Source organism: Variovorax sp. HW608 (genome assembly GCF_900090195.1).
In the GTDB taxonomy this organism is placed as follows: Bacteria; Pseudomonadota; Gammaproteobacteria; order Burkholderiales; family Burkholderiaceae_C; genus Variovorax.
Window position 1 is genome coordinate 6,110,600 of sequence record NZ_LT607803.1, and the last position, 20,333, is coordinate 6,130,932.

Sequence of the window (20,333 nt, forward strand, 5' to 3'; positions counted from 1 at the left end):
CTCACAACGCCGTCTCGATCGGCCGGGCAGCCTGCGCCGACGGCGCCACCGGTCGACAGACCGCGCGGGTCCGGATCAATGCCTGGCCCAGGTCCTGACCCGCGATGTCGTAGGCGGCCTCGCACTTCGCGCCGCCCGGCCCCAACGCGACGAAGAGCACGCCGGTCGCCGCCTTGACCCGCGCGTAGAGGTGACCTCCCTGGCCCACCACGCCGACCTCGTGGCCCTGGGCGTCCGACACCGGCGCGCCGACCGGCAGCCGCTTGCCATCCTCCAGCTCGACATCGACCAGCACCGGATAGCCGGTGCGCGTCTTGAACTGGATCCGCGCGATCGCACCGGCGTAGGGAGCGACGCGTTTTTGCGTTTCCTCGAGCTCGACGTTGTCTGGCGCGCCGGCGGGGTCCAGGCTCACCGTGTTGTAGCGATAGGGGGCCAGCGCCGGAATGATGCCGAAGCCAGCGCGGTTCAGGACCACGCCCGCGGCATTCGTCAGTTTGGCTCCCCCGGCCCCCTCGGCCTCCACGATGCCGAAGGTATCGCCGACATAGGGGCCCAGGAGCACGCCGCCTCGGTGAGCGACCACTGCCCCGCGGGCGTAGGCCGAGAACGCCGAGGAATCGGTCCCGTGGGAGTAGCCGGCGCCGAACGCCCCCATCGAGGTGTTGCGCCCGAGGTTCACGCCCGCGCGGGTCACGCGCTGACCGCTGTCCCTCGAGACATTCGCACCATACGAGTATTCGTTGTGCGCGCCGGCCGTCCCCGTCAGGTTCGACTGGACGACCGTTCCCTGATCGCCGTAGCGGCTCACACTGGACGTCAGCGAGGCGCTGCGGCGGCCCAGATCCAGGGGCACCGAAATCGACAGCATCGCGACGTTCTGCGCCTGGGGCCTGCCGTAGATCGCGGCCTGGGACTGCCGGGAAAGGCTGACGCTGTAGCCCACCCGGCCCAGCGTATTCTGGTAGCCGAGCTGGAACTGGGTTCCCGGACGATAGTGGTCGTAGTAGTCCTGCCTGATGGCGCTTGCAAAGACCGATCCGGAGCGCCCCAGCGGCTGGCTGACCAGCAGGTCGAATCGATTCCTCTGCTTGAAGGTGTTCGAGCGGACGCGGTTTCCCTGATCGTCGATGTAGTACGGCGCCGCGCCGCCCCCGAGCGTATCGGCCAGCGACCGGTAGCCCGAGGTCGAATGGCGGTAACCGGCCAGGGTCAGGCTGGTTCCCGTCGCCGCGAACGCCGTGTTGTAGGAACTCTTGAACTGCCAGCCGTTCGATGGGGCGTCGCGGACGCCCGCGTGTGCAAAGCTGGCGCCGACGCCGAAGGCGCCCAGGTCCGTCGCGAGGACAGCGCCCGCAGCCATCGCCGCATAGTTATTGCCGGCCAGCTGCGCGCCGCCGTTGAGAGTCAATCGATTGCTGATCCCGCGCTCGTAGGTCGCTTCCGCGAATCCCACGTTCTCGACACCCGAATAGGCGACCTTGGTTCTGCCGGCCGTGACCGCATAGCGCGACAGACCGGGCCGCAGCGAAGCGGCGACCGCAGAAAAAGGAACCACGAAGCTGCGCACGCTGCCGTCGGCTTCAGTCACCTCGACCGTCAAGTCCCCCGAGTTCTGCGTCGGGTACAGGTCGTCGAAAGCGAACTCGCCCGGGGGCACCGAGCTTTCATAGACGATCGTTGACGCCTGCCGGATCACCACCCGCGCATTGCTGTAGGCCATGCCGCGCACGACCGGCGCGTAACCCTGCCGATTGGGCGACAGCATGCGTTCATCGCTCGCCAGACGGACACCGCGGAAGCTGAGCGCATCGAAGAGCGTCCCGCTGGTCGAGGTCTCTCCCAGCGTCAGTTCGGAGCGCCACGCCGGCAATGCGCGGCGAAGGAATGTATTGCCGTAGGTGAATGCGGTTCCGCCCGCCGGCGTGTGGCGCAGGGTCGAAGAATTGCGCAGTTGCCAAAGGCCGAGGTTCAGGCCGTTTTGCAGGTTGAAGTAGGTCGAATTGAGCGAACGATTCGCCCCGCGGTAGGAATTGTTGTAGTAGCTGCCGGAATAGTTGACGAATCCGGCGGTCTCGCCGCTGTCCCAGGCCGACTCGGGAACGAAGCCCCGTGGCGTGCGGCGCAGCGACACCTGCGGAAAGACCAGGTCGAGTCGCATGCGGGACGAGTCGAAGGATTCGGTCGCGCCCCTGACGGCGTCCTCGACCGATCTGCAGCTTTGGTCCTGCCAAGGCGTGGCGATCGCATCCTCGAGCACGTTCGCATCGACGATCAGTTCCCGGTTCAGGCACGCCCTGACCCGATCTCCCGCGAGGACGAAGGCCAGCTCGACGTTTTTCAGGAAGGAGCCGTTGATGTAGAGGTCGACTTCATACCGCCCGGGCGGAACGTTGCCCTCTTTCGTGAAGATGGAAAGATCCACGTTCGCCGCGCTGCCGCCGCGCAGAAAGGCGCTGTTGAACCTGACCGGGGAAACGGCGGCCTCATTGGCGGCGGCATGCTGGGCCTCGGCGGCGAGCGCTGCCAGGATCAGGCAGGCTCGGGCGATGGTCGTGCGGCGACGGCTCATGGGTTCGTTCCCCCATCCGGCGCAAGGACTGCGACGGCCTTCCGATGGGTCCTCGGATTGCCGGAATCGTCGATCAGGGAGAACTCGAGGCTCGGCGCCGCCATGGAGGCGCGGCCCCCTGCCAGGCGCCAGCTCAGGGACGAGAACGGCGCGAGCGTCACGGCGCCGCCGAAGTCGACCGGAAGCGATTCATCACCGACCCGGAGATGGGCCGCCTCCACGAAGTTGGCGTAGAACCCCGTCGGGTTTTCGGCTGTGAGCCGCCAGTCCTTCCCGCTGCGAGTCAGCGTGAACACGAGGCGATCCCTGAGATCGTGGACCTCGCCCTTCACGGTGGCCGGGCGGTAGAGAAGCTTGACCTGGTTGAGGAAGGAGATGCTGATCTGCGCGCCGCCAACGTCGGGACCGGCCGGGCTTTCCGGAGGAACCTGAAGAAAGTTGAACCAGTACAGCGACTCCCTGTCCGCCGGCAAATCGACGTCGCCGCTGAACATCAGCCGGACGGACTGCTGGGCGCCCCCATCGAGTCGGAACAACGGCGGCAGCACGACGAACGGCGCCGGCGCGGCCTTCTCCGCAGGAAGGCTGCCATCGTCGGCCCAGGCCTGGATCAGATGAGGGGTCTTGTCCTGGTTGGCGAGTCTGACCGAGACGAAGCTCTTCTCGGAAGGGTAGATGACCCGCGTTCCATACATCACGACCCCTGCGTGAGCCTGAACCTCGACCAGGAACAGGATCAGGAACGCCAGCAGCAGGATTCCCGTGCCGGGAAATTTTGGCTTCAGTGCAGACATCGGGATTCGCTTTGCGTCATGGAGAAAAGAAGGAATGCGAGGGCGCCACGAGGACATCGGGGCGATGTCCTCGTGGCGCTGCGTGACTTACTGAGTACGCAATGCGTAGACGGCGGTCGTCTTGATCTTTCCGGTCACGACATTCGCGACGTCCTTCACGAAGTAATGCGCCGTCATCGGAATGCTTGCCGCGTTGCTGACGGTCGACACATAGGTCACCGGGTCGGCCGCGCCGACCTCGACTTGCGTCGTGGGATCCGTTCCGTCCATGACCTGGATCTGGACGGCATTGCTGCCGTAGGTGGTCAGGTCGTTCAGGTTGAAGTTGGCCGCGTCGTAGGTGCTCGAGTCCAGCACCGCGCCGACCTTTGACACGCTCGCCGGGCAGTTCACCACCTGGATCGAGAACGGAACGCTCAGTGCTGAGTACCGACCGGGGCCGCTGGCGATCAGGGCGCTCTTGGCGACCTGATCGAGCGTGACGGTGTAGTTGCCACCGGTCACGACAGGGTCGCAGGTCGTCTCGACCACTTCACCGTTGAAGGTGATGGTGTTGCTCTGGGCCTGCGCCAGTCCCCCCATCGCGGCCAGGCAGGACGCGGCAATGGCTAGCGCCAATTTCTTCGACATGATTTTTCCTTTCGAACGGTTTCAATAAACAGAGCGGACGGACGGCCGTCTTCGATCAGACGTGCCGCACATCCACTCCTCCACCACCCCGCGAAGGTCGTTCGCGGCGAGATGTCGGGTGCCGGTCGAGCCATGCCGCTGGCACGCGCCAGGGCGTCTCGATCGGAGTGATTTGGGGGCTAGGGCTGGTTGACCAGCACGTTGACCGTGGCAGTCACACCACCTGTGGTCACATCGTTGGCCGCCGTGTCCGGAAGCAATTCGAGGCGCGCCTCGAACGGTTCCGCGTATTCGGTGTACCCCGCGGTCGCCGAACTGCCGCTGCTGAGGTAATTGGCCTTGTACCAACCCTGGTCCTGTGTCTGCGATCGCGCCAGATAGCAGTTCGAGTTGTTCTGCGTGGCCGTGCTGACCCCGGAGCAGCCGGAGTTCTGAACCCAGTAGCGGCTTCCCGACTCGCCTTGGCGTCGATAGACGATGCCGACCCCCTGGGCCGCATTCGCCACTGCGTCGGACTTCAGGTACCGGTAGTTGGTGGCGACCAGATTGCCCCGCTGCTGCGGCTCGAATCCGATGCGCAGACTGCTCACCGGAGAATTGGCGGAAGTGCACTCGTACGTGACCGTGAACCCCGACCAGGGCGCACTGCCGGCGGCCACGGTCGCCTTCGCGTGGGAGCCCAGGTCGACCGTGCGAGGCACGCTCGACACGCCGCAGGCGGCGCTGGGCGTCGGCTGGTAATTGCCGAACTTGATATAGCCGTAGGTGGAATCGGTGCTGCCGCCACCGTAGTCGGTGTGGGCGATGCCGATTCGGCCGATGTAGCCGTCGCTGACCACGGCGAACTTGTTGTCGTCGTAAGGGGAGCGGACCATGACCAGCCGCACGCTCGGAAAGTGCTTGGCCATCACGACATAGGGATAGGTGAGCTTGTCGGCGCGGGTGGACGACTCGTAGCCGCCGGAGGTCGGAAAGACGACCGCCGTGTTGCTCGCCGCGCCGGAGTCATTGAAGACCAACTCACGCTGCGAACCGTCGGCCATCACCCCATACAGCTTCCACCCCACCGTCGTGTACATGGTCGAATTCGACGGATAGACGTACTGCACGTAGTAGTAGCGGGTTCCGCCGACATCGAACCCCCCGAACTGATAGGTATCGTCCAGGCGCAAGGCGGCCGACACCTTCGAGGCGCTGGCCGTGTCGGTGCATTTCGCGACGACCGCATTGGCGTTCCCGCCCAACAGATAGGTCATGGGGTAGGTCTGATCGAACAGCACCGTCCCCACCGGCATGAACTTCTGCGGATAGACAGTGATGCTCGACGGTCCGATCGGCTGGCCCTGCGCGAAAGACCACAGGCCGTCGCCGGACCCTGTCCCGGTCTCGACGCAAATCGCTCGCGCGCCGGCGCTTCCCAGGGCGCATGCGATCGCGACAAAGAGGAAGCCGAGGCCCCGGGTAAACGAATATCCGCGGCGCCCTCGCGCAGCCGCTGCCGACATACCGGCCAATTCCATCCAAACCATCCCTTGATATCTCTCTATTCACGACCGCGCGCGTCAGCGTCGCGCTTCGGGTCAGCCCCGGCTGAAATACGCTCTCCACGTGCTTGTCGACGCACTGCACTCGCAGTGAATTCGAATGCTGTCGATCGTAGGAATCCGGGGTCGATGCGTCTGCGAGAATCGTCTGAAAAATGCCTTTGCCGCACCTTTGGCACTCAAGGCTCACGCAACCACTCCTCGAAGGACCTCATGAGCTCTCTCAACTTCATCGGCGGCGAAAAGGGCGGTGTCGGCAAATCGGTGACGGCGCGGCTGCTGGCGCAGTACTTCATCGATCACAGCCGGCCTTTCGTGGGCTTCGACACCGATCGCTCGCACAGCTCCTTCACCCGCTTCTATGAAGGCTTTGCCTCGCCGGTGGTGGTGGACAGCTTCGAGGGGCTCGACACCGTGGTGAACGGCTTCGAGGACAAGCCGCAGCAGAACGTGATCGTCGACCTCGCCGCGCAGACGCTCGCGCCGCTCGCGCGCTGGATCAAGGAATCGGACCTCTTCGACGTCTTCGCCGAACTCGGCGTGGCGGTGAACTTCTGGCACGTGCTCGACGACGGCAAGGATTCCACCGACCTGCTCGGCATCCTGACCGACACCTTCGGCAACCGGCCGAACTACGTCGTGGTGCAGAACTACGGCCGCGGCAGCGACTTCGGCCTGCTGCTGGGATCGCAATCGCTGGCCAAGGCGACCGCGCACGGCGCGCGCGTGATCACGCTGCCGCGCCTGCACGACGCCAGCATGCGCAAGATCGACGCGCGCAACACCAGTTTCTGGAAGGCGGTCAACGACCGCGAAAGCCCGCACGCGCTGGGCCTGCTGGAACGCCAGCGCGTAAAAACCTGGCTGGCCACGGCCTACGGGGCGTTCGACACGCTGCCGCTTTAAAGCCTGTCGCAATCTCACAACGCGACGCCGAATTCGCGGTGTCAATTCCGCAGGATTGTGGATCGATCTCGCAGGATCGATTCAGCGACCCGCAATTTGCTCTGATGGAATAACACCAACTTCCCAAAAGGAGGTTGGCCGGGCCCGGCAAAAAACCGGTGCCCTATGTTTAACCTTGGAGCAATTTGCAATGAAAAAAACTCTGGTCGCCCTGGCTGCCCTCGCCGCCGTCAGCACCGCCTCGGCTCAATCGTCTGTCACACTTTTCGGCGTTCTGGATGCCTCGATCAGCGGCTATTCCACCAAGGCGGAAGACAAGCGCTACCCCACCCTGACGAACCGCGACTTTTTGAGTTGCGTGATAAGTCTGGAGCGGATCGGCCTATCGAGAGTAGCCGGTCGTTAAAAGAAGGGCCGGTCGGCGGCCCACATTCCCCGGAGCAAGACGAATCGACGCTCATCCGGGCGACTTTCGGACTCGTCTGATTCCAAGGTCTAGGCCACGCTTCTATTCTTCGGTCGCTTGACGCTTTCTCCCGGAAGGCGCCACGTCGTGGGGGCCGGCGCGTCTGCGAGTTACGGCGGGTCCGTCAACGTGCTGCTACGGCAGCAGCCCTAGAGGCAAGACGCGTCCTTCGCCTCTACCTTTATTCAACTCTTTTCGGGAAACCCGCATCGGAGCAATGAATGCTCCGACGGCTTTGTTTTTGCTATGAAATCTCTTCTTAACTGCGCCGCGGTCTTGATGCTCGCAGCGTGCGGCGGCGGCAGCGAGGCTGGCAATTCGTCTTTTGGGTCCTTTGACCAAAAGAACGTTGGCAGTGCGTTTTCAAAGGATCCCGCTCCGGATATTCAATGCAGCGTTGTGCTCTATGGTGACAGCATCATGCGGGGCGAGCCGTTGGTTCAGGAGGGTCCTCAGCGCCGCATACAGCGTGCACGACCCTCATGGAACGTCGAATTGCGCGCCGTGGCAGGGCAAACGGGCTATGAGGGCGCGCAATTGGCAATGAGTGACCCACGTCCCACGCCGGCCGTCGTAGTACTGCAATGGGGCGTCAATGACGCAACCCACCGCATCAGGGACTTTTCCCTCATGCGCGCGCTGATCGACAAGGTTCGCGAAGAGGGCAGTAGGCCGCTCCTGACAGGTCCGTCGCCCACTACCAACGACATTCCCAGTTGGCTGACCGTCAACACCATGCTCTATGCCGTGGCACAGGATAGTGGAACGCCCTGGGCGAATTGGGGCGCGGAACCGCTCCCGACACTGGATGGAATCCATCCTACTCAAGCCAGCTCTGACAAACTTGTTGATAAGCTGATCGACGTGCTGGATGCGGAGTGCGGAGCGATCTCGCGCTCATGACTCCAGGAGTGTGCGAAGCAGCCGAAGTGGCGCGCATTCGGCGCGCGGCGTGCACGTAATTCAGACCGAGCGCATCTTCCCATCGGATCAGCCTACTTACGTTGTTTTGACGATTTTCGCAGCCTGACTCCTAGCAGGCGCCCGTCGCCAAGGGCCGATCTTGGCCCTTACGTGCGCGGCGAAATCGAAAACTCTTGTCTTGAGATCGAAAACCGGAGCGCCGCGATCAGCGGTTTCCGCGACGGAACATCAGGACCAGCAGCAGCACCGCGAAGACGCTGAACGCGATGAACGACCAGTTGGCGATCGACAGGCCGAGGAAGGTCCAGTCGATCTTGGTGCAGTCCCCCGCACCGCGGAAGATCATCGGGACTGCGCGCTGGAGCGGGAACATCTCGATCATTCCGTAGATGTCGCGCCCGCAGGACACGACTTCCGGCGGATGCCACTGCAGCCAGCTCTGGCGCGCGGCCGTATAGGCGCCGCCGACGGCCATGATGAGCCCGAGCAGCGCGCCGGTCACCTGCAGAGCCCGGCGGCGGCTCGCGGCCGCCAGCCCGGCGAACAGGGCGACGAGCACCAGCGCATAGCGCTGCACGATGCACATCGGGCAAGGCTCGAGCCCCACCACGTGCTGCAGGTACATGCCGAACGCCAGCATGGCGATGCATGCGGCACAGATCAAAGCGAGAGCGCGCCGCGGCGCGCCGAAATACCAATCGATCAAGGTGATACCCAGTCCTCTACGAACACCCGGGCCTTGCGCGGCTTGGCGACGACCGTGTCGCCTTCGCGAAGTCCCAGTTCCCGGAACTGTTGCGCAGGGAGTTGCGCCTCGATGATGGTTCCGGAGCCCGGATTATCAGGATTCGATTCGACCGGTTCGAGTTCCAGCCGCGCGATCGGTCCGACCACGATCGCCCGCGTCAAGGTCGAGACGATGCCCGAGGCGCCCTGCTTGTACGGCACCACATCGAGGTCGTGCGGGCGTACATAGGCCAGCGCCTTGCCGTCGCGCAGGTCGCGGTGCTCGGGCGAATCGATGCGAAAGCCCTCGACATGCACCTCGCCCTCGTGGGCGCGGCCATGGAACAGGTTCACATCGCCGAGGAAGCCGTAGACGAACGGACTCGCGGGGTGGTCCCACACGTCCTGCGGCGAACCCGTCTGCTCCACCTTGCCGCTGTTCATCAGCACCACGCGGTCGGCGACTTCGAGCGCCTCCTCCTGATCGTGCGTGACGAAGATGCTGGTGACGTGGAGTTCGTCATGCAGGCGCCGCAGCCAGCGGCGCAGCTCCTTGCGCACCTTGGCGTCGAGCGCGCCGAAGGGCTCGTCGAGCAGCAGCACCTTGGGCTCCACCGCGAGCGCACGGGCGAGCGCGATGCGCTGGCGCTGGCCGCCCGAAAGCTGCGAGGGATAGCGGTCCGCGAGCCAGTCGAGCTGCACCAGCTTCAGCAGATCGGTCACCTTGGCCTTGATCTGCGCCTCGCTGGGTCGGAGGCTGCGCGGCTTGACGCGCAGGCCGAAAGCCACGTTCTCGAATACGCTCATGTGCCGGAACAGCGCATAGTGCTGGAACACGAAGCCGACCTGGCGCTCGCGCACATGCACGTCCGTGGTGTCCTCGCCCGAGAACAGGATGCTGCCGGCGTCCGCCGTTTCGAGCCCGGCGATGATGCGCAGCAGCGTGGTCTTGCCGCAGCCCGAGGGGCCGAGCAGCGCGATCAGTTCGCCCGATGACACATCGAGGCTCACGTCGCGCAAGGCATGGAAGTCGCCGAAGCGCTTGCTGACGTTGCGGATCTCGATGCTCATGGTTTCACCGCCGGGCCGCCCCAAGGCGAAACGCGCCCCCTCGGGGGGCAACGAAGACACGAAGTGCAAAGTTTGGGGGTCATGATTCTCTCTTTCAGGTCGCTGCCGGCGTCGGGCGCTCAGGGGGCAGGTCGGCAATCGCCTTCATCTCGCGTTCGTGGCGCCATTCGACGAAGGACTTGATCACCAGCGTGACCAGCGCCAGGATGGCCAGCAGCGAGGCCACCGCGAAGGCAGCGACGGACTGGTATTCGTTGTAGAGCACTTCGACGTGCAGCGGCATGGTGTTGGTCTGGCCGCGGATGTGGCCCGACACCACCGACACCGCGCCGAACTCGCCCATCGACCGCGCATTGCAGAGAATGACGCCGTAGATCAGGCCCCACTTGATGTTGGGCAAGGTCACGCGCCAGAAGGTCTGCCAGCCGGTCGCGCCGAGCACGATCGCAGCCTGCTCTTCGTCGGTGCCCTGCGCCTGCATCAGCGGGATCAGCTCGCGCGCGATGAACGGGAAGGTCACGAACACCGTCGCGAGCACGATGCCCGGCACCGCGAAGATGATCTTGATGTCGTGCTCGGAAAGCCAGGGCCCGAACCAGCCCTGCGCGCCGAACACCAGCACGTAGATCAGGCCGGCGACCACCGGCGAGACCGCGAACGGCAGGTCGACCAGCGTGGTCAGCAATGCCTTGCCACGGAACTCGAACTTGGCGATCGCCCATGCGGCGCAGATGCCGAAGACGAGGTTCAGCGGCACCGCGATCGCGGCGGTCAGCAGGGTCAGGCGGATCGCGCTCCAGGCATCGGGCTCCTGGAGCGCCTCGAGGTAGGCGCCGAAACCCTTGCGCAGCGCCTCGGTCGCGACTGCGGCGAGCGGCAGGAACAGGAACAGCAGCATGAAGAGCAGCGCGACCGCGGTCAGCGTCCAGCGCACCCAGGCCGATTCGGTCGTGCCGGCCTGCGCGCGGCGCACGGTCTTCGCGCTCATGCCGGCGCTCCCGAGCGGCGGCGCTGCCATGCCTGCAGCGCATTGATGACCAGCAGCATCACGAACGAGATCACCAGCATCACCAGCGCCACCGCCGTCGCACCGGCGAAGTCGTACTGCTCGAGCTTGCCGATGATGATGAGCGGCGTGATCTCGGAAATCATCGGCATGTTGCCGGCGATGAAGATCACCGAGCCGTATTCGCCGATCGCGCGGGCGAAAGCCATCGCGAAGCCGGTGAGCAGCGCCGGCATGATCGACGGCAGGATCACTTTCGTGAAGGTCTGCAGGCGCGTCGCGCCGAGGCTGGTGGCGGCTTCCTCGAGTTCCTTTTCGGTGTCCTCGAGCACCGGCTGCACCGTCCGCACGACGAAAGGCAGGCCGATGAAGATCAGCGCGATCACCACGCCGGCCGGCGTGAAGGCGAGCTTGATGCCCAGCGGCTCGAGGTACTGGCCGAGCCAGCCGTTGCCTGCCAGCAGCGCCGTGAGCGAGATGCCGGCCACCGCGGTGGGCAGCGCGAAAGGCAGATCGACCAGCGCGTCGACGATGCGCTTGCCCGGAAACTTGTAGCGCACCAGCACCCAGGCCACGAGCAGCCCGAACACGAGGTTGACCAGCGCCGCGATGAACGAGGCGCCGAAGGTCAGCCGATAGGAGGCCATCACGCGCGGCGCCGTGACCGCCGCCCAGAACTGGTCCCAGGTCAAGGCGAAGGTCCTGAAGACCAGCGCCGAGAGCGGGATCAGCACGATCAGGCCGAGGTACAGCAGCGAATAGCCGAGCGTCAGGTGAAAGCCCGGCAGCACGCGCCGCGACACGCCCGTGCCGCCTGCACGCGCGAGGGGCGCCGCCGAAGACGGCAGCGCCGAGGAAACTGCACCACTCATCGTGCCCCCACGCTCCGCACTGTCGTGTCGTCGCTGCCCCCCGAGGGGGCGTTCGCTTGCTCGAAGCGGTTCAGCGCGGCGCTCATCTATTGACGCCAGGCGTATAGATCTTGTCGAACTGCCCGCCGTCGTTGAAGTGCACCTTCTGCGCTTCACCGAGGCTGCCGAACAGTTCCTGCACCGTGAAGAGTTGCAGCGGCTTGAAGGTCGCGGCGTTTCTCTTGAGCACGGCTTCCGAGCGCGGGCGCAGCGCATGCTTGGCTGCGATTTCCTGCGCCTCGTCGGAATAGAGGTAGTCGAGGTACGCCTTCGCGAGTTCGCCCGAACCGCGCTTGTTGACCGTGCGCTCGACGATGGCCACCGGGTTCTCGGCCAGGATGCTGATCGAGGGATAGACGGCATCGACCTTGCCCGCGCCGAACTCGCGATCGATCGAGACCACCTCGGATTCGAAGGTGATCAGCACGTCGCCGATATTGCGCTGCAGGAAGGCGGTGGTCGCATCGCGGCCGCCGCGCGCGAGCACCGGCACGTTCTTGAACAGCTTGCCGACGAACTCGGCCGCCTGGGCGTCGCTGCCGCCCTTCTTCTTCACGTAGCCCCATGCCGCGAGGTAGGCGTAGCGGCCGTTGCCGCCGGTCTTCGGGTTGACGATCACCACCTGCACGCCGGGCTTGATCAGGTCGTCCCAGTCCTTGATGCCCTTCGGGTTGCCGTTGCGGGTCAGGAACAGCATGGTCGAAGTGGTCGGCGCCGCGTTGTACGGGAAGCGCTTGGGCCAGTCCTTGGCCACCACGCCGGCATTGGCGAGGAAATCGATGTCGGTGCTGGTGTTCATCGTGACCACGTCGGCGTCGAGGCCGTCGGCCACGGCACGCGCCTGCGCGCTGGAACCGGCATGCGACTGGTCGATCTTGACGTCCTTGCCGGTGGTCTTCTTGTAGTGCGCCACGAAGGCGGCGTTGTAGTCCTTGTAGAACTCGCGCGCCACGTCGTAGGACACGTTGAGCAGGGTCGTCGGCTGCGCGGACGCGATGCCAGCCGCGGCCAGCGCGAACGCGCCGATGAGTGTCTTGATTCTTGAAGTCATAGGGTTGCCAGAGGTTCGAGATTCTTGCCGCCGTTCAGCAGAGGGAACGGCTCGTCCGTCAACGATTGCAGCAGCGCGAGGCCGAGGGGCCAGTCGCCATGCCCGGATTCGATGTTGATGTGGCCGGCATTCTGCATCCGAACGAACTCGCTACCCCAGGCGCGGGCATAGGCGCCGGCCAGGCGCACCGGGCAGTAGGGGTCGTTGCTGCTCGCCACCACGATGCTGCGAAAAGGCAGCTTCGCGTACGGAACCGGCGCGAAATCGGAAAGCACGGCGCGGCGCTCGGGATCGGCGGGCGCGACCAGCAGCGCGCCGCTGATGCGTGCCGCGGCTGCTTCGGACAGGTGCACGGTCGCGATGCAGCCGAGGCTGTGCGCGACGATCACCACCGGCTGCGGACTTTCCGCCACGAGCTTTTCGAGCGAGGCCACCCAGGCCTCGCGGCGCGGGGTGAGCCAGTCGTCCTGCGTGACGCGGACCGTGCTCTGCATCCGTTCCGCCCACAGGCTCTGCCAGTGGCCCGGACCGGAATCGCGCCAGCCCGGCACGATGACGATGGTCGGCTTCGGCGCGTGGGCCATGGTTCCTCTTGCGTGCTCTCGGTGGATTGGGAACCGGCGATTCTCCGAAGCCTTGCTTCGAAGACAAACGAATATCTACTTGTTTGAATATGACGTTTTACGCATAAGAACTCGGGTGACGCCTCAGATGACGTAGTCGTGCGGCTCTTCGCGATCGAGGTTGTCGACCAGGAAATCGATGAGTTGCCGCACCGCCGGCACCAGTGCCCGCCGCGCCGGGAACATCGCATGGGTGATGCCCGGCGCCGGCCCCCAGCCCGGCAGGACCTTCACCAGCCGGCCGTCCTTGAGTTCGGCGCGGCACATGTAGTCGGGCAGCACCGAGGCGCCGGTGCCCTGCACCACCGCGAACTTCAGCGTCAGCAGGTCGTCCGCCACGTAGCGCGGCACATGGGTGTGGACCACCACCTTGCCGCCCGGGCCCTCGAGCCGCCAGTTGGCCCGGCCGTCGCCCGTGGACATCGAGACGGTGTCGAGCTTGCCCAGATCCGCCGGCGTCTGCACCGGCCCCTGCCGCCGCAGCAGATCGGGACTCGCGACCAGGATGCCGCGGCTGATGCCGAAGGTCTTCGCGACCAGCGTCGCGCTGTCCTCGATCTCGGGCCGCACGCGCAGCGCGAGATCGACGCCCTCCTCGATCGGATCGACCGGCCGGTTCAACACCCGCATCTCGATGCGTACTGCCGGAAAGCGCTCCATGAAGCGCGGCAGCAGCGGCCCGACGCTGCCCTGCGCCAGCGTGACCGGACAGCTCAGCCGCACCGTGCCGCGCGGCTCCGTCTGCACCTGGACCACCGCCTCCGAAGCGGCCTGCGCCGCATCGCGCATCGCCGCGCAGTGCTTCAGGAAGATCTCGCCGGCCGGCGTCAGCGACAGACGCCGGGTGCTGCGCTGCATCAGTTGCACGCCCAGTTGCGCCTCCAGGTCCGCGACGCGACGCGACAGCCGCGACTTGGGAATGCCGAGTGCGCGGCTGGCCGCTGCGAATCCGCCGCGCTCGGCCACTTCGGCGAAGAACACCATGTCGTTCAGGTCCTGCATCACATTGATTGTCCTATCAGTGGAACGAATTAAGCCATTTTTACCGACTTATCAATGAATCGCCACAAAAATAGAATTCTTCCCACGCCGACCGATTTCCGTGCCGGCCCTGTTCAAGAAAGACCATCGATCATGAAACTGTTGCACGTCGACTCCAGCGTCCTGGGCACCAACTCCGTCTCGCGCCAACTCACGGCCGAGATCGTGGCCGAATGGCGCAAGAACCACCCCCACACCAAGGTCGAGTACCTCGACCTCGCGGTGGACACGCCCAACCACTTCACCGCCGACGCACTCGGCATCAAGGTCGGCGTGCAGGCCAACCCGACCGAAGCCCAGCGTCGTGAGAACGAAGTCTCCGAGCGCCTGGTGAGCCAGTTCCTCGCCTCCGACGTGATCGTCGTCGGCGCGCCGCTCTACAACTTCTCGGTGCCGACCCAGCTCAAGGCCTGGATCGACCGCCTCGCCCAGGCCGGCCGCACCTTCAAGTACACCGACAAGGGCCCGGTCGGCCTGGCCGGCGGCAAGACGGTGATCGTCGCCTCGACCCGCGGCGGCATGTACTCGACCAGCGAAGGCGGCCAGGCCATGGAACACCAGGAGAGCTACCTGAAGGTGGTCTTCGGCTTCTTCGGCATCACCGACGTGCGCTTCGTGCGCGCCGAGGGCATCGCCATGGGCGACGCGGCCAAGACGGCCGCGATCACTGCCGCACGCACCGACATCGCGACGGCCGTCACCGAAGCCGCGAACCAGGATCGGGCCACGCTGGCTGCCTGATCCCGGCTGACTCAAAGAAAAGGGCGGGTGCGCACGGCGCACCCGCCCTTTTCTTCATTCGTCGTCGCTCAGTTCGAGTGATCCTTGACCCACGCCACGTATTTGTCGACCCAGCCCTGCAGGAACTGCCTGCTGCCTTCGGCCACATGGCCCTTGTCGTCGAAAAGCCCTTCCTTGTTCTGCAGGAAGACCTCCGGCTGGCCGAGCGTCGGCATGTCCAGATAGGCCAGCACCCCGCGCAACTGCTGCTGGGCGACCGCCGTGCCGATCTGGCCGACCGAGATGCCGATCACGCCCGCCGGCTTGCCGGCCCAGGCGCTTTGCCCGTAGGGGCGCGATGCGTTGTCGATCGCGTTCTTGAGCACGCCCGGGATGGCACGGTTGTATTCCGGCGTCACGAACAGCACGCCGTCGGCGGCCGCGATCTCGGTCTTGAGCCGCTTGACCTCGGGCGCCTGGTTGCCGTCCTGGTCCTGGTTGTAGAGCGGCAGGTCATCGATGCGGACATGCTCGAAGGTGAAGTCCGACGGCGCGAGATGCGCGATGGCGAGCGCGAGCTTGTGATTGAACGAATCCTTGCGCAGGCTGCCGACGACGACGGCGATCTTCTTCTGGGCCATGAAAACTCCTTGAGAGGGGTTGAAGGAAGTCGTGATCGTGCATTGTGCGACTCAGGCCGCGGTCTTGCGCAGCGGCGCGTTCTGCAGGCTCGCCTGTGACACATTGGCACCCGGCGGCACGTCGTCGGTGATCCACACGTTGCCGCCGATGATCGCGCCCTTGCCCAGGGTCACGCGGCCGAGGATGGTGGCACCGGCGTAGATGACGACGTCGTCCTCCACGATCGGATGCCGCGCCCCGCCCTTCTGCAGGTTGCCCTCGCCATCGATCGGAAAGCGCTTCGCGCCGAGCGTCACCGCCTGGTAGATCCGCACCCGCTTGCCGATGACCGCGGTTTCGCCGATCACGACGCCGGTGCCGTGATCGATGAAGAAGCCCGCGTCGATCTGCGCGCCCGGGTGGATGTCGATGCCCGTCTGGCCGTGCGCGAGCTCGGCCACGATGCGCGCGAGCAGCGGCAATTGCAGCCGGTAGAGGCGATGCGCGAGCCGGTGATGGATCATCGCCAGGATGCCCGGATAGCACAGCAGCACTTCGTCCACGCTGCGCGCCGCGGGGTCGCCCTGGTAGGCGGCGATCACGTCGCCGTCGAGCAGGCGGCGGATGCCCGGCAGCGCGGCCGCGAATTCGCGCACGGCGCTCGTCGCCTGCTCATCGATGTCCTCGGTCGGGCGCGGCTGGTGGCGCGAGGTGTAGAGGAGCTCCAGGCGTGCCTGCGTCCACAGCGCCTGCAGGGCCGCATCCAGCGTGTAGCCGACATAGAAGTCCTCGCTTTCGCGGCGCAGTTCGGGCGGGCCCAGCCGCATCGGGAACAGCGCCCCTTTGAGCGACTCGACGATGGCCGCCAAAGCTTCGCGCGACGGAAACTCCCGGCTGCCCGGCTCGCGCGATCGCTTTTGCGCATCGCGCCATTCGTCGCGCGCCGCGTGCAGGTCGGCGACGATGTCACCCACATCGAATAAAGACATGCGTTCCTCCGGTCGTGGGGTCCCACGATGCACCATCGTGCAAAACCCCACCTCGGGCGGGTTTCTACACGAAACCCGCCCGGACCGGCGGCGATACCGGGCGGCCTACCAGCTCGCGAGCACCGAGCCCTTGAACTCGTTCTGCACGAAGGTCCGCACCTCGTCGGAGTGATAGGCCTTCACCAGCTTGGCGACCCACGGCTTGTCCTTGTCCTGCTCGCGCACCGCGATCAGGTTGACGTAGGGGCTCTTCGCGCTCTCGCGCGCGATCGCGTCCTTGCCGGGGTTGAGGCCGGCCGAGAGCGCGTAGTTGGTGTTGATCGCGGAAGCATCGAGATCGTCGAGCGTGCGCGGCAGTTGCGCGGCATCGACTTCGACGAACCTGATCTTCTTCGGGTTGTCGATCACGTCGAGCGGCGTGGCCTTGAGGCCGGCTTCGGGCTTGAGCTTGATCAGGCCCTGGTCCTGCAGCACCAGCAGCACGCGGCCGCCGTTGGTCGGGTCGTTCGGGATGCCGAAGCGCGCGCCTTCCTTCAGGTCCTTCAGGCTCCGGACCTTCTTCGAATAGATGCCGATCGGGAAGTTGACCGTGTAGCCGACGTCGACGATCTTGTAGTTGCGGTCCTTCACCTGCTGGTCGAGGTAGGGCTTGTGCTGGTAGCTGTTGGCGTCGAGGTCGCCGGCCGCCAATGCCGCATTGGGCTGCACGTAGTCGCTGAACTCGACGATCTGGATCTTCAGGCCGTCCTTCTCGGCGACCTTGCGCACCTGCTCGAAGATCTGCGCATGCGGGCCGGCGGTCACGCCGACCTTGATCGGCTTGTCCTCAGCGAAGGCCGGCGCGGTGGAGAAGCCGGCGGCAATGGCGAGTGCGACGACGGATTGAAGAAGCTTGCGCTTGTTGTGGTTCATATCGATTCCTGGTCAAAAAAACTACTTGTGGCTGAGCCTGCGCACCAGCCAGTCGCCGCCGCTTTGCACGGCCTGCACGAAGAGGATCAGCACCAGCACCACCGCCAGCATCACTTCGGGCAGGAAGCGCTGGTAGCCATAGCGGATGCCGAGGTCGCCCAGTCCGCCGCCGCCGATGGCGCCGGCCATCGCCGAATAGCCGGTGAGGCTCACGAAGGTGATCGTCACGCCGGCCACGATGCCGGGCAGCGCCTCGGGAAGAAGCACCTTCCAGATGATCTGCGGCGTGCTCGCGCCCATCGCCTGCGCGGCCTCGACGAGCCCGCGGTCGACTTCGCGCAGCGAGGTCTCGACGAGCCGCGCGACGAAGGGCGCGGCCGCGAGGCTGAGCGGCACCACGGCCGCCGCGGTGCCGATCGACGAACCCGTCAGCAGGCGCGTGAGCGGGATGATCGCCACCAGCAGGATGATGAAAGGCGTGGAACGCACCGCGTTGACGATCGCACCCACGATGCGATTGACCGGCCGGTTCTCCAGCACCCCGCCGTCGTCGGTGAGATGCAGGTACACGCCCAGCGGCACGCCGACCGCAGCGCCGACCAGGCCGGAGATGCCGACCATCACGATGGTTTCCCACAGCGAGGTGGCGAAGAGGCCCAGCATCGGCCCGGTGAAGACGTCAAACATGCGCCACCTCCTGCACCAGCACCCCCGCACCACGCAGGTGCGCGACAGCGGCAGCCAGCGATTCGCGCGCACCCCGCGCCAGCACCGCGAGCGAGCCGAACGGCCGGCCCTGGATCTCGTCGACCTGCCCATGCACGATCGACAGATCGATGCCGAAGCGGCGAATCACCTGCGACAGCAGCGGCTGGTCGGCTGAGTCCTCGCCCGCGAAGGCGAGGCGCAGCAGCTGCGATTCCTCTGCATGCCCGCCGTCCTGCATCAGCGCACGGATGCGCGCGAGAACGCTCTCGGGCAGTTGCTGCGGCGCGATGTCCTCGAGCAGGCTGCGCGTCGTCTCATGCTGCGGCCGTGTGAAGACATCGAGCACCGCGCCCTGCTCCACGATGCGGCCGTGGTCGATCACCGCGACCTGCTGCGCGAGCTGCTTGATGACCTGCATCTCGTGCGTGATGAGCACCACCGTGAGGCCGAACTCGCGATTGATCTGCTGCAGCAGTGCGAGGATCGCGCGCGTGGTCTCGGGATCGAGCGCTGAGGTCGCCTCATCCGACAGCAGCACCTTCGGCCGGTTCGCCAGCGCCCGCGCGATGCCCACGCGCTGCTTCTGGCCGCCGCTGATCTGCGCCGGATGGCGATCCCGCAGGCTCGCGAGGCCGACCAGGTCCAGCAGCGGTTCCACACGCGCCTTGATCTGCGCCGGCCGCAGGCCCGCGAGCTCCAGCGGCAGCGCCACGTTGTCGTACACCGTGCGCGACGACAGCAGGTTGAAGTGCTGGAAGATCATGCCGATGCCCTGCCGCGCGGCGCGCAGCTCGGCATCATCGAGCGCGGTGAGTTCGCGGCCGTCCACGCGAACGCTGCCGCGCGCCGGCCGGTTGAGAAGATTGATGGTGCGCACCAGCGAGCTCTTGCCCGCGCCGCTGCGCCCGATCACGCCGAACACTTCGCCCGGCGCTACGTCGAGGTCGATGCCCTTGAGTGCCTCGACCGGCCCTTGCGGGCCGTCGTAGATCTGATGGATGCCCTTGAGTTCGATCATCCGCATCAGAGCTTGGCGATCGACACTTCGGTCGACTTCACCAGCGCGACCACATCGGAGCCGACCTTGAGCTGCAGCTCGTCGACGGAACGGGTCGTGATGACCGAGGTCACGATGCCCCACGCGGTCTCGACATCGACTTCGGAGACGACGTCGCCGCGGATGATTTCGCGGACCTTGCCCTTGAACTGGTTGCGGACGTTGATGGCTTGGATGGACATGATGAAACTCCTTTTTGGGTTGGGAAAGGGATGCCGGGTCAGACCGCCCAGCGCAATGCATGGGCCGGACCATCGGCCCAGCGTGTGTCGTTGGCGGGCTCTGCCGCATCCGGCTTCTGCAGGACGCGATCGAGGATGCGTTTCTCGATCGCTGCGAAAGCCGGGTCGCCCTGCGAGCGTGGCCGTGCAAGTGCGATGTTCTCGTCCAGCGCGATGCGGCCGTTCTCGATGAGGATCACGCGATCCGCGAGCGCCACCGCCTCCTGCACGTCATGCGTGACCAGCAGCGCGGTGAAGCGATGGCGCTGCCAGAGGCTCTCGATCAGGCGATGCATCTCGATGCGCGTCAACGCATCGAGCGCGCCGAGCGGCTCGTCGAGCAGCAGCAGCCGCGGGTGATGCACCAGCGCACGTGCCAGCGCCACGCGCTGGCGCTGGCCGCCCGAAAGGCGTGCCGGCCACTCGTCCCTGCGCTCGGCGAGCCCGACCTGTGCGAGCACTTCGGCGCCGCGCGCCCGGGTCTCGGCCGGCAGGCCCAGCGTCACGTTGTCGAGCACACGCCGCCACGGCAAGAGGCGCGCCTCCTGGAACATGATCCGCGTGTCGTCGTGCAGCCCCTCGACCGCCTTGCCGTCGGTGTAGAGCGCGCCTTCGCTCGCTTGCTCCAGACCCGCGACGAGGCGCAGCAAGGTGCTCTTGCCGCAGCCGCTGCGGCCCACGATCGCGATGAACTGGCCCGGTTCGACCGTCAGTTGCGTGTTGCGCAGCACCTCGCGTTCGCCGTAGCGCTTGGACAGGCCGCGGATTTCGAGCCGCACGCCGCCCGGCGCTTCGGCATCCCGCGGCGTGGTCTGGGGAATGGCACTCATGGATTTCTTC

General features: G+C 65.6%; 22 protein-coding genes. 4 read left to right on the forward strand and 18 right to left on the reverse strand.

Translation table 11 applies throughout. From position 1 onward, the window contains the following. Window position 1 precedes the first annotated feature (1 nt). From VAR608DRAFT_RS28870 to VAR608DRAFT_RS28885, 4 genes are all read right to left on the reverse strand, one after another. A complete protein-coding gene (locus tag VAR608DRAFT_RS28870; protein ID WP_088957196.1) occupies window positions 2–2,572 on the reverse strand; it encodes a fimbria/pilus outer membrane usher protein in 2,571 nt (856 codons plus the stop codon). Then, the gene (locus VAR608DRAFT_RS28875) at window positions 2,569–3,366 is read right to left on the reverse strand and encodes a fimbrial biogenesis chaperone (RefSeq protein ID WP_172843913.1); all 798 of its coding nucleotides are present in this window, start codon (window positions 3,364–3,366) and stop codon (window positions 2,569–2,571) included. The genes VAR608DRAFT_RS28870 and VAR608DRAFT_RS28875 overlap by 4 nt, the downstream gene beginning before the upstream one ends. An 87-nt stretch (window positions 3,367–3,453) precedes the next feature. Further along, the gene (locus tag VAR608DRAFT_RS28880) at window positions 3,454–3,996 is read right to left on the reverse strand and encodes a fimbrial protein (RefSeq protein WP_088957198.1); all 543 of its coding nucleotides are present in this window, start codon (window positions 3,994–3,996) and stop codon (window positions 3,454–3,456) included. A gap of 179 nt (window positions 3,997–4,175) precedes the next feature. Next, window positions 4,176–5,516, reverse strand: coding sequence for a fimbrial protein (locus tag VAR608DRAFT_RS28885; protein WP_157731148.1), 1,341 nt, complete (start codon window positions 5,514–5,516; stop codon window positions 4,176–4,178). 237 nt (window positions 5,517–5,753) lie between these two features. On the opposite strand from VAR608DRAFT_RS28885, the gene VAR608DRAFT_RS28890 reads away from it, so the two are divergent. From VAR608DRAFT_RS28890 to VAR608DRAFT_RS37295, 3 genes are all read left to right on the forward strand, one after another. Next, window positions 5,754–6,446, forward strand: a complete 693-nt coding sequence (locus tag VAR608DRAFT_RS28890) for a mobilization protein (protein WP_088957200.1) — start codon at window positions 5,754–5,756, stop codon at window positions 6,444–6,446. Window positions 6,447–6,636: 190 nt separating this feature from the next. Next, window positions 6,637–6,852 carry a porin gene (locus VAR608DRAFT_RS38605; protein ID WP_088957201.1) on the forward strand — a complete coding sequence of 72 codons (216 nt, stop codon included), beginning with the start codon at window positions 6,637–6,639 and terminating at the stop codon, window positions 6,850–6,852. 306 nt (window positions 6,853–7,158) lie between these two features. After that, window positions 7,159–7,815: an SGNH/GDSL hydrolase family protein gene (locus VAR608DRAFT_RS37295; protein ID WP_157731149.1), complete on the forward strand. Its 657-nt coding sequence runs from the start codon at window positions 7,159–7,161 to the stop codon at window positions 7,813–7,815. Between the two features lie 226 nt (window positions 7,816–8,041). Here VAR608DRAFT_RS37295 and VAR608DRAFT_RS28905 read toward each other — a convergent pair whose 3' ends face one another. The 7 genes from VAR608DRAFT_RS28905 to VAR608DRAFT_RS28935 all read right to left on the reverse strand — a co-directional run bounded on the left by VAR608DRAFT_RS28905 (window position 8,042) and on the right by VAR608DRAFT_RS28935 (window position 14,226). Continuing rightward, complete coding sequence (locus VAR608DRAFT_RS28905) at window positions 8,042–8,542, reverse strand: disulfide bond formation protein B (protein ID WP_088957203.1); 501 nt, start codon at window positions 8,540–8,542, stop codon at window positions 8,042–8,044. Continuing rightward, the gene (locus tag VAR608DRAFT_RS28910; RefSeq protein ID WP_088957204.1) at window positions 8,539–9,633 is read right to left on the reverse strand and encodes a sulfate/molybdate ABC transporter ATP-binding protein; all 1,095 of its coding nucleotides are present in this window, start codon (window positions 9,631–9,633) and stop codon (window positions 8,539–8,541) included. The genes VAR608DRAFT_RS28905 and VAR608DRAFT_RS28910 overlap by 4 nt, the downstream gene beginning before the upstream one ends. Window positions 9,634–9,727: 94 nt before the next feature. Beyond that, window positions 9,728–10,621: a sulfate ABC transporter permease subunit CysW gene (cysW, locus tag VAR608DRAFT_RS28915; protein WP_088959032.1), complete on the reverse strand. Its 894-nt coding sequence runs from the start codon at window positions 10,619–10,621 to the stop codon at window positions 9,728–9,730. Beyond that, window positions 10,618–11,511: a sulfate ABC transporter permease subunit CysT gene (gene cysT / locus VAR608DRAFT_RS28920; RefSeq protein WP_088957205.1), complete on the reverse strand. Its 894-nt coding sequence runs from the start codon at window positions 11,509–11,511 to the stop codon at window positions 10,618–10,620. Before cysT ends, cysW begins: the two co-directional genes overlap by 4 nt. An 82-nt stretch (window positions 11,512–11,593) precedes the next feature. Next, entirely contained in the window at window positions 11,594–12,601 is a 1,008-nt protein-coding gene (locus tag VAR608DRAFT_RS28925) for a sulfate ABC transporter substrate-binding protein (RefSeq protein ID WP_088957206.1), read from the reverse strand. Continuing rightward, window positions 12,598–13,185: an RBBP9/YdeN family alpha/beta hydrolase gene (locus VAR608DRAFT_RS28930; protein WP_088957207.1), complete on the reverse strand. Its 588-nt coding sequence runs from the start codon at window positions 13,183–13,185 to the stop codon at window positions 12,598–12,600. Before VAR608DRAFT_RS28930 ends, VAR608DRAFT_RS28925 begins: the two co-directional genes overlap by 4 nt. Before the next feature lie 123 nt (window positions 13,186–13,308). Further along, window positions 13,309–14,226 (reverse strand): LysR family transcriptional regulator, encoded by a 918-nt coding sequence (locus VAR608DRAFT_RS28935; RefSeq protein WP_088957208.1) that lies wholly within the window; start codon window positions 14,224–14,226, stop codon window positions 13,309–13,311. A gap of 132 nt (window positions 14,227–14,358) precedes the next feature. Here VAR608DRAFT_RS28935 and VAR608DRAFT_RS28940 point away from each other — a divergent pair, with 132 nt between their 5' ends. After that, window positions 14,359–15,006 carry an FMN-dependent NADH-azoreductase gene (locus VAR608DRAFT_RS28940; RefSeq protein WP_088957209.1) on the forward strand — a complete coding sequence of 216 codons (648 nt, stop codon included), beginning with the start codon at window positions 14,359–14,361 and terminating at the stop codon, window positions 15,004–15,006. A gap of 68 nt (window positions 15,007–15,074) precedes the next feature. Here VAR608DRAFT_RS28940 and VAR608DRAFT_RS28945 read toward each other — a convergent pair whose 3' ends face one another. The 7 genes from VAR608DRAFT_RS28945 to VAR608DRAFT_RS28975 form a co-directional block, all read right to left on the reverse strand. Then, on the reverse strand, window positions 15,075–15,626 hold the full coding sequence (locus VAR608DRAFT_RS28945; protein WP_088957210.1) for an NADPH-dependent FMN reductase: 552 nt from the start codon (window positions 15,624–15,626) through the stop codon (window positions 15,075–15,077). Between the two features lie 51 nt (window positions 15,627–15,677). Then, window positions 15,678–16,595 (reverse strand): serine O-acetyltransferase EpsC, encoded by a 918-nt coding sequence (epsC, locus tag VAR608DRAFT_RS28950; protein ID WP_088957211.1) that lies wholly within the window; start codon window positions 16,593–16,595, stop codon window positions 15,678–15,680. Between the two features lie 105 nt (window positions 16,596–16,700). Further along, on the reverse strand, window positions 16,701–17,507 hold the full coding sequence (locus VAR608DRAFT_RS28955) for a MetQ/NlpA family ABC transporter substrate-binding protein (protein WP_088957212.1): 807 nt from the start codon (window positions 17,505–17,507) through the stop codon (window positions 16,701–16,703). A gap of 21 nt (window positions 17,508–17,528) precedes the next feature. Further along, entirely contained in the window at window positions 17,529–18,194 is a 666-nt protein-coding gene (locus tag VAR608DRAFT_RS28960) for a methionine ABC transporter permease (RefSeq protein WP_088957213.1), read from the reverse strand. Beyond that, entirely contained in the window at window positions 18,187–19,233 is a 1,047-nt protein-coding gene (locus tag VAR608DRAFT_RS28965; protein ID WP_088959033.1) for a methionine ABC transporter ATP-binding protein, read from the reverse strand. Before VAR608DRAFT_RS28965 ends, VAR608DRAFT_RS28960 begins: the two co-directional genes overlap by 8 nt. 5 nt (window positions 19,234–19,238) lie before the next feature. After that, window positions 19,239–19,454 (reverse strand): TOBE domain-containing protein, encoded by a 216-nt coding sequence (locus VAR608DRAFT_RS28970; RefSeq protein WP_007829250.1) that lies wholly within the window; start codon window positions 19,452–19,454, stop codon window positions 19,239–19,241. A gap of 38 nt (window positions 19,455–19,492) precedes the next feature. Then, window positions 19,493–20,323, reverse strand: a complete 831-nt coding sequence (locus tag VAR608DRAFT_RS28975; RefSeq protein ID WP_088957214.1) for an ATP-binding cassette domain-containing protein — start codon at window positions 20,321–20,323, stop codon at window positions 19,493–19,495. Between the last annotated feature and the right edge of the window lie 10 nt (window positions 20,324–20,333).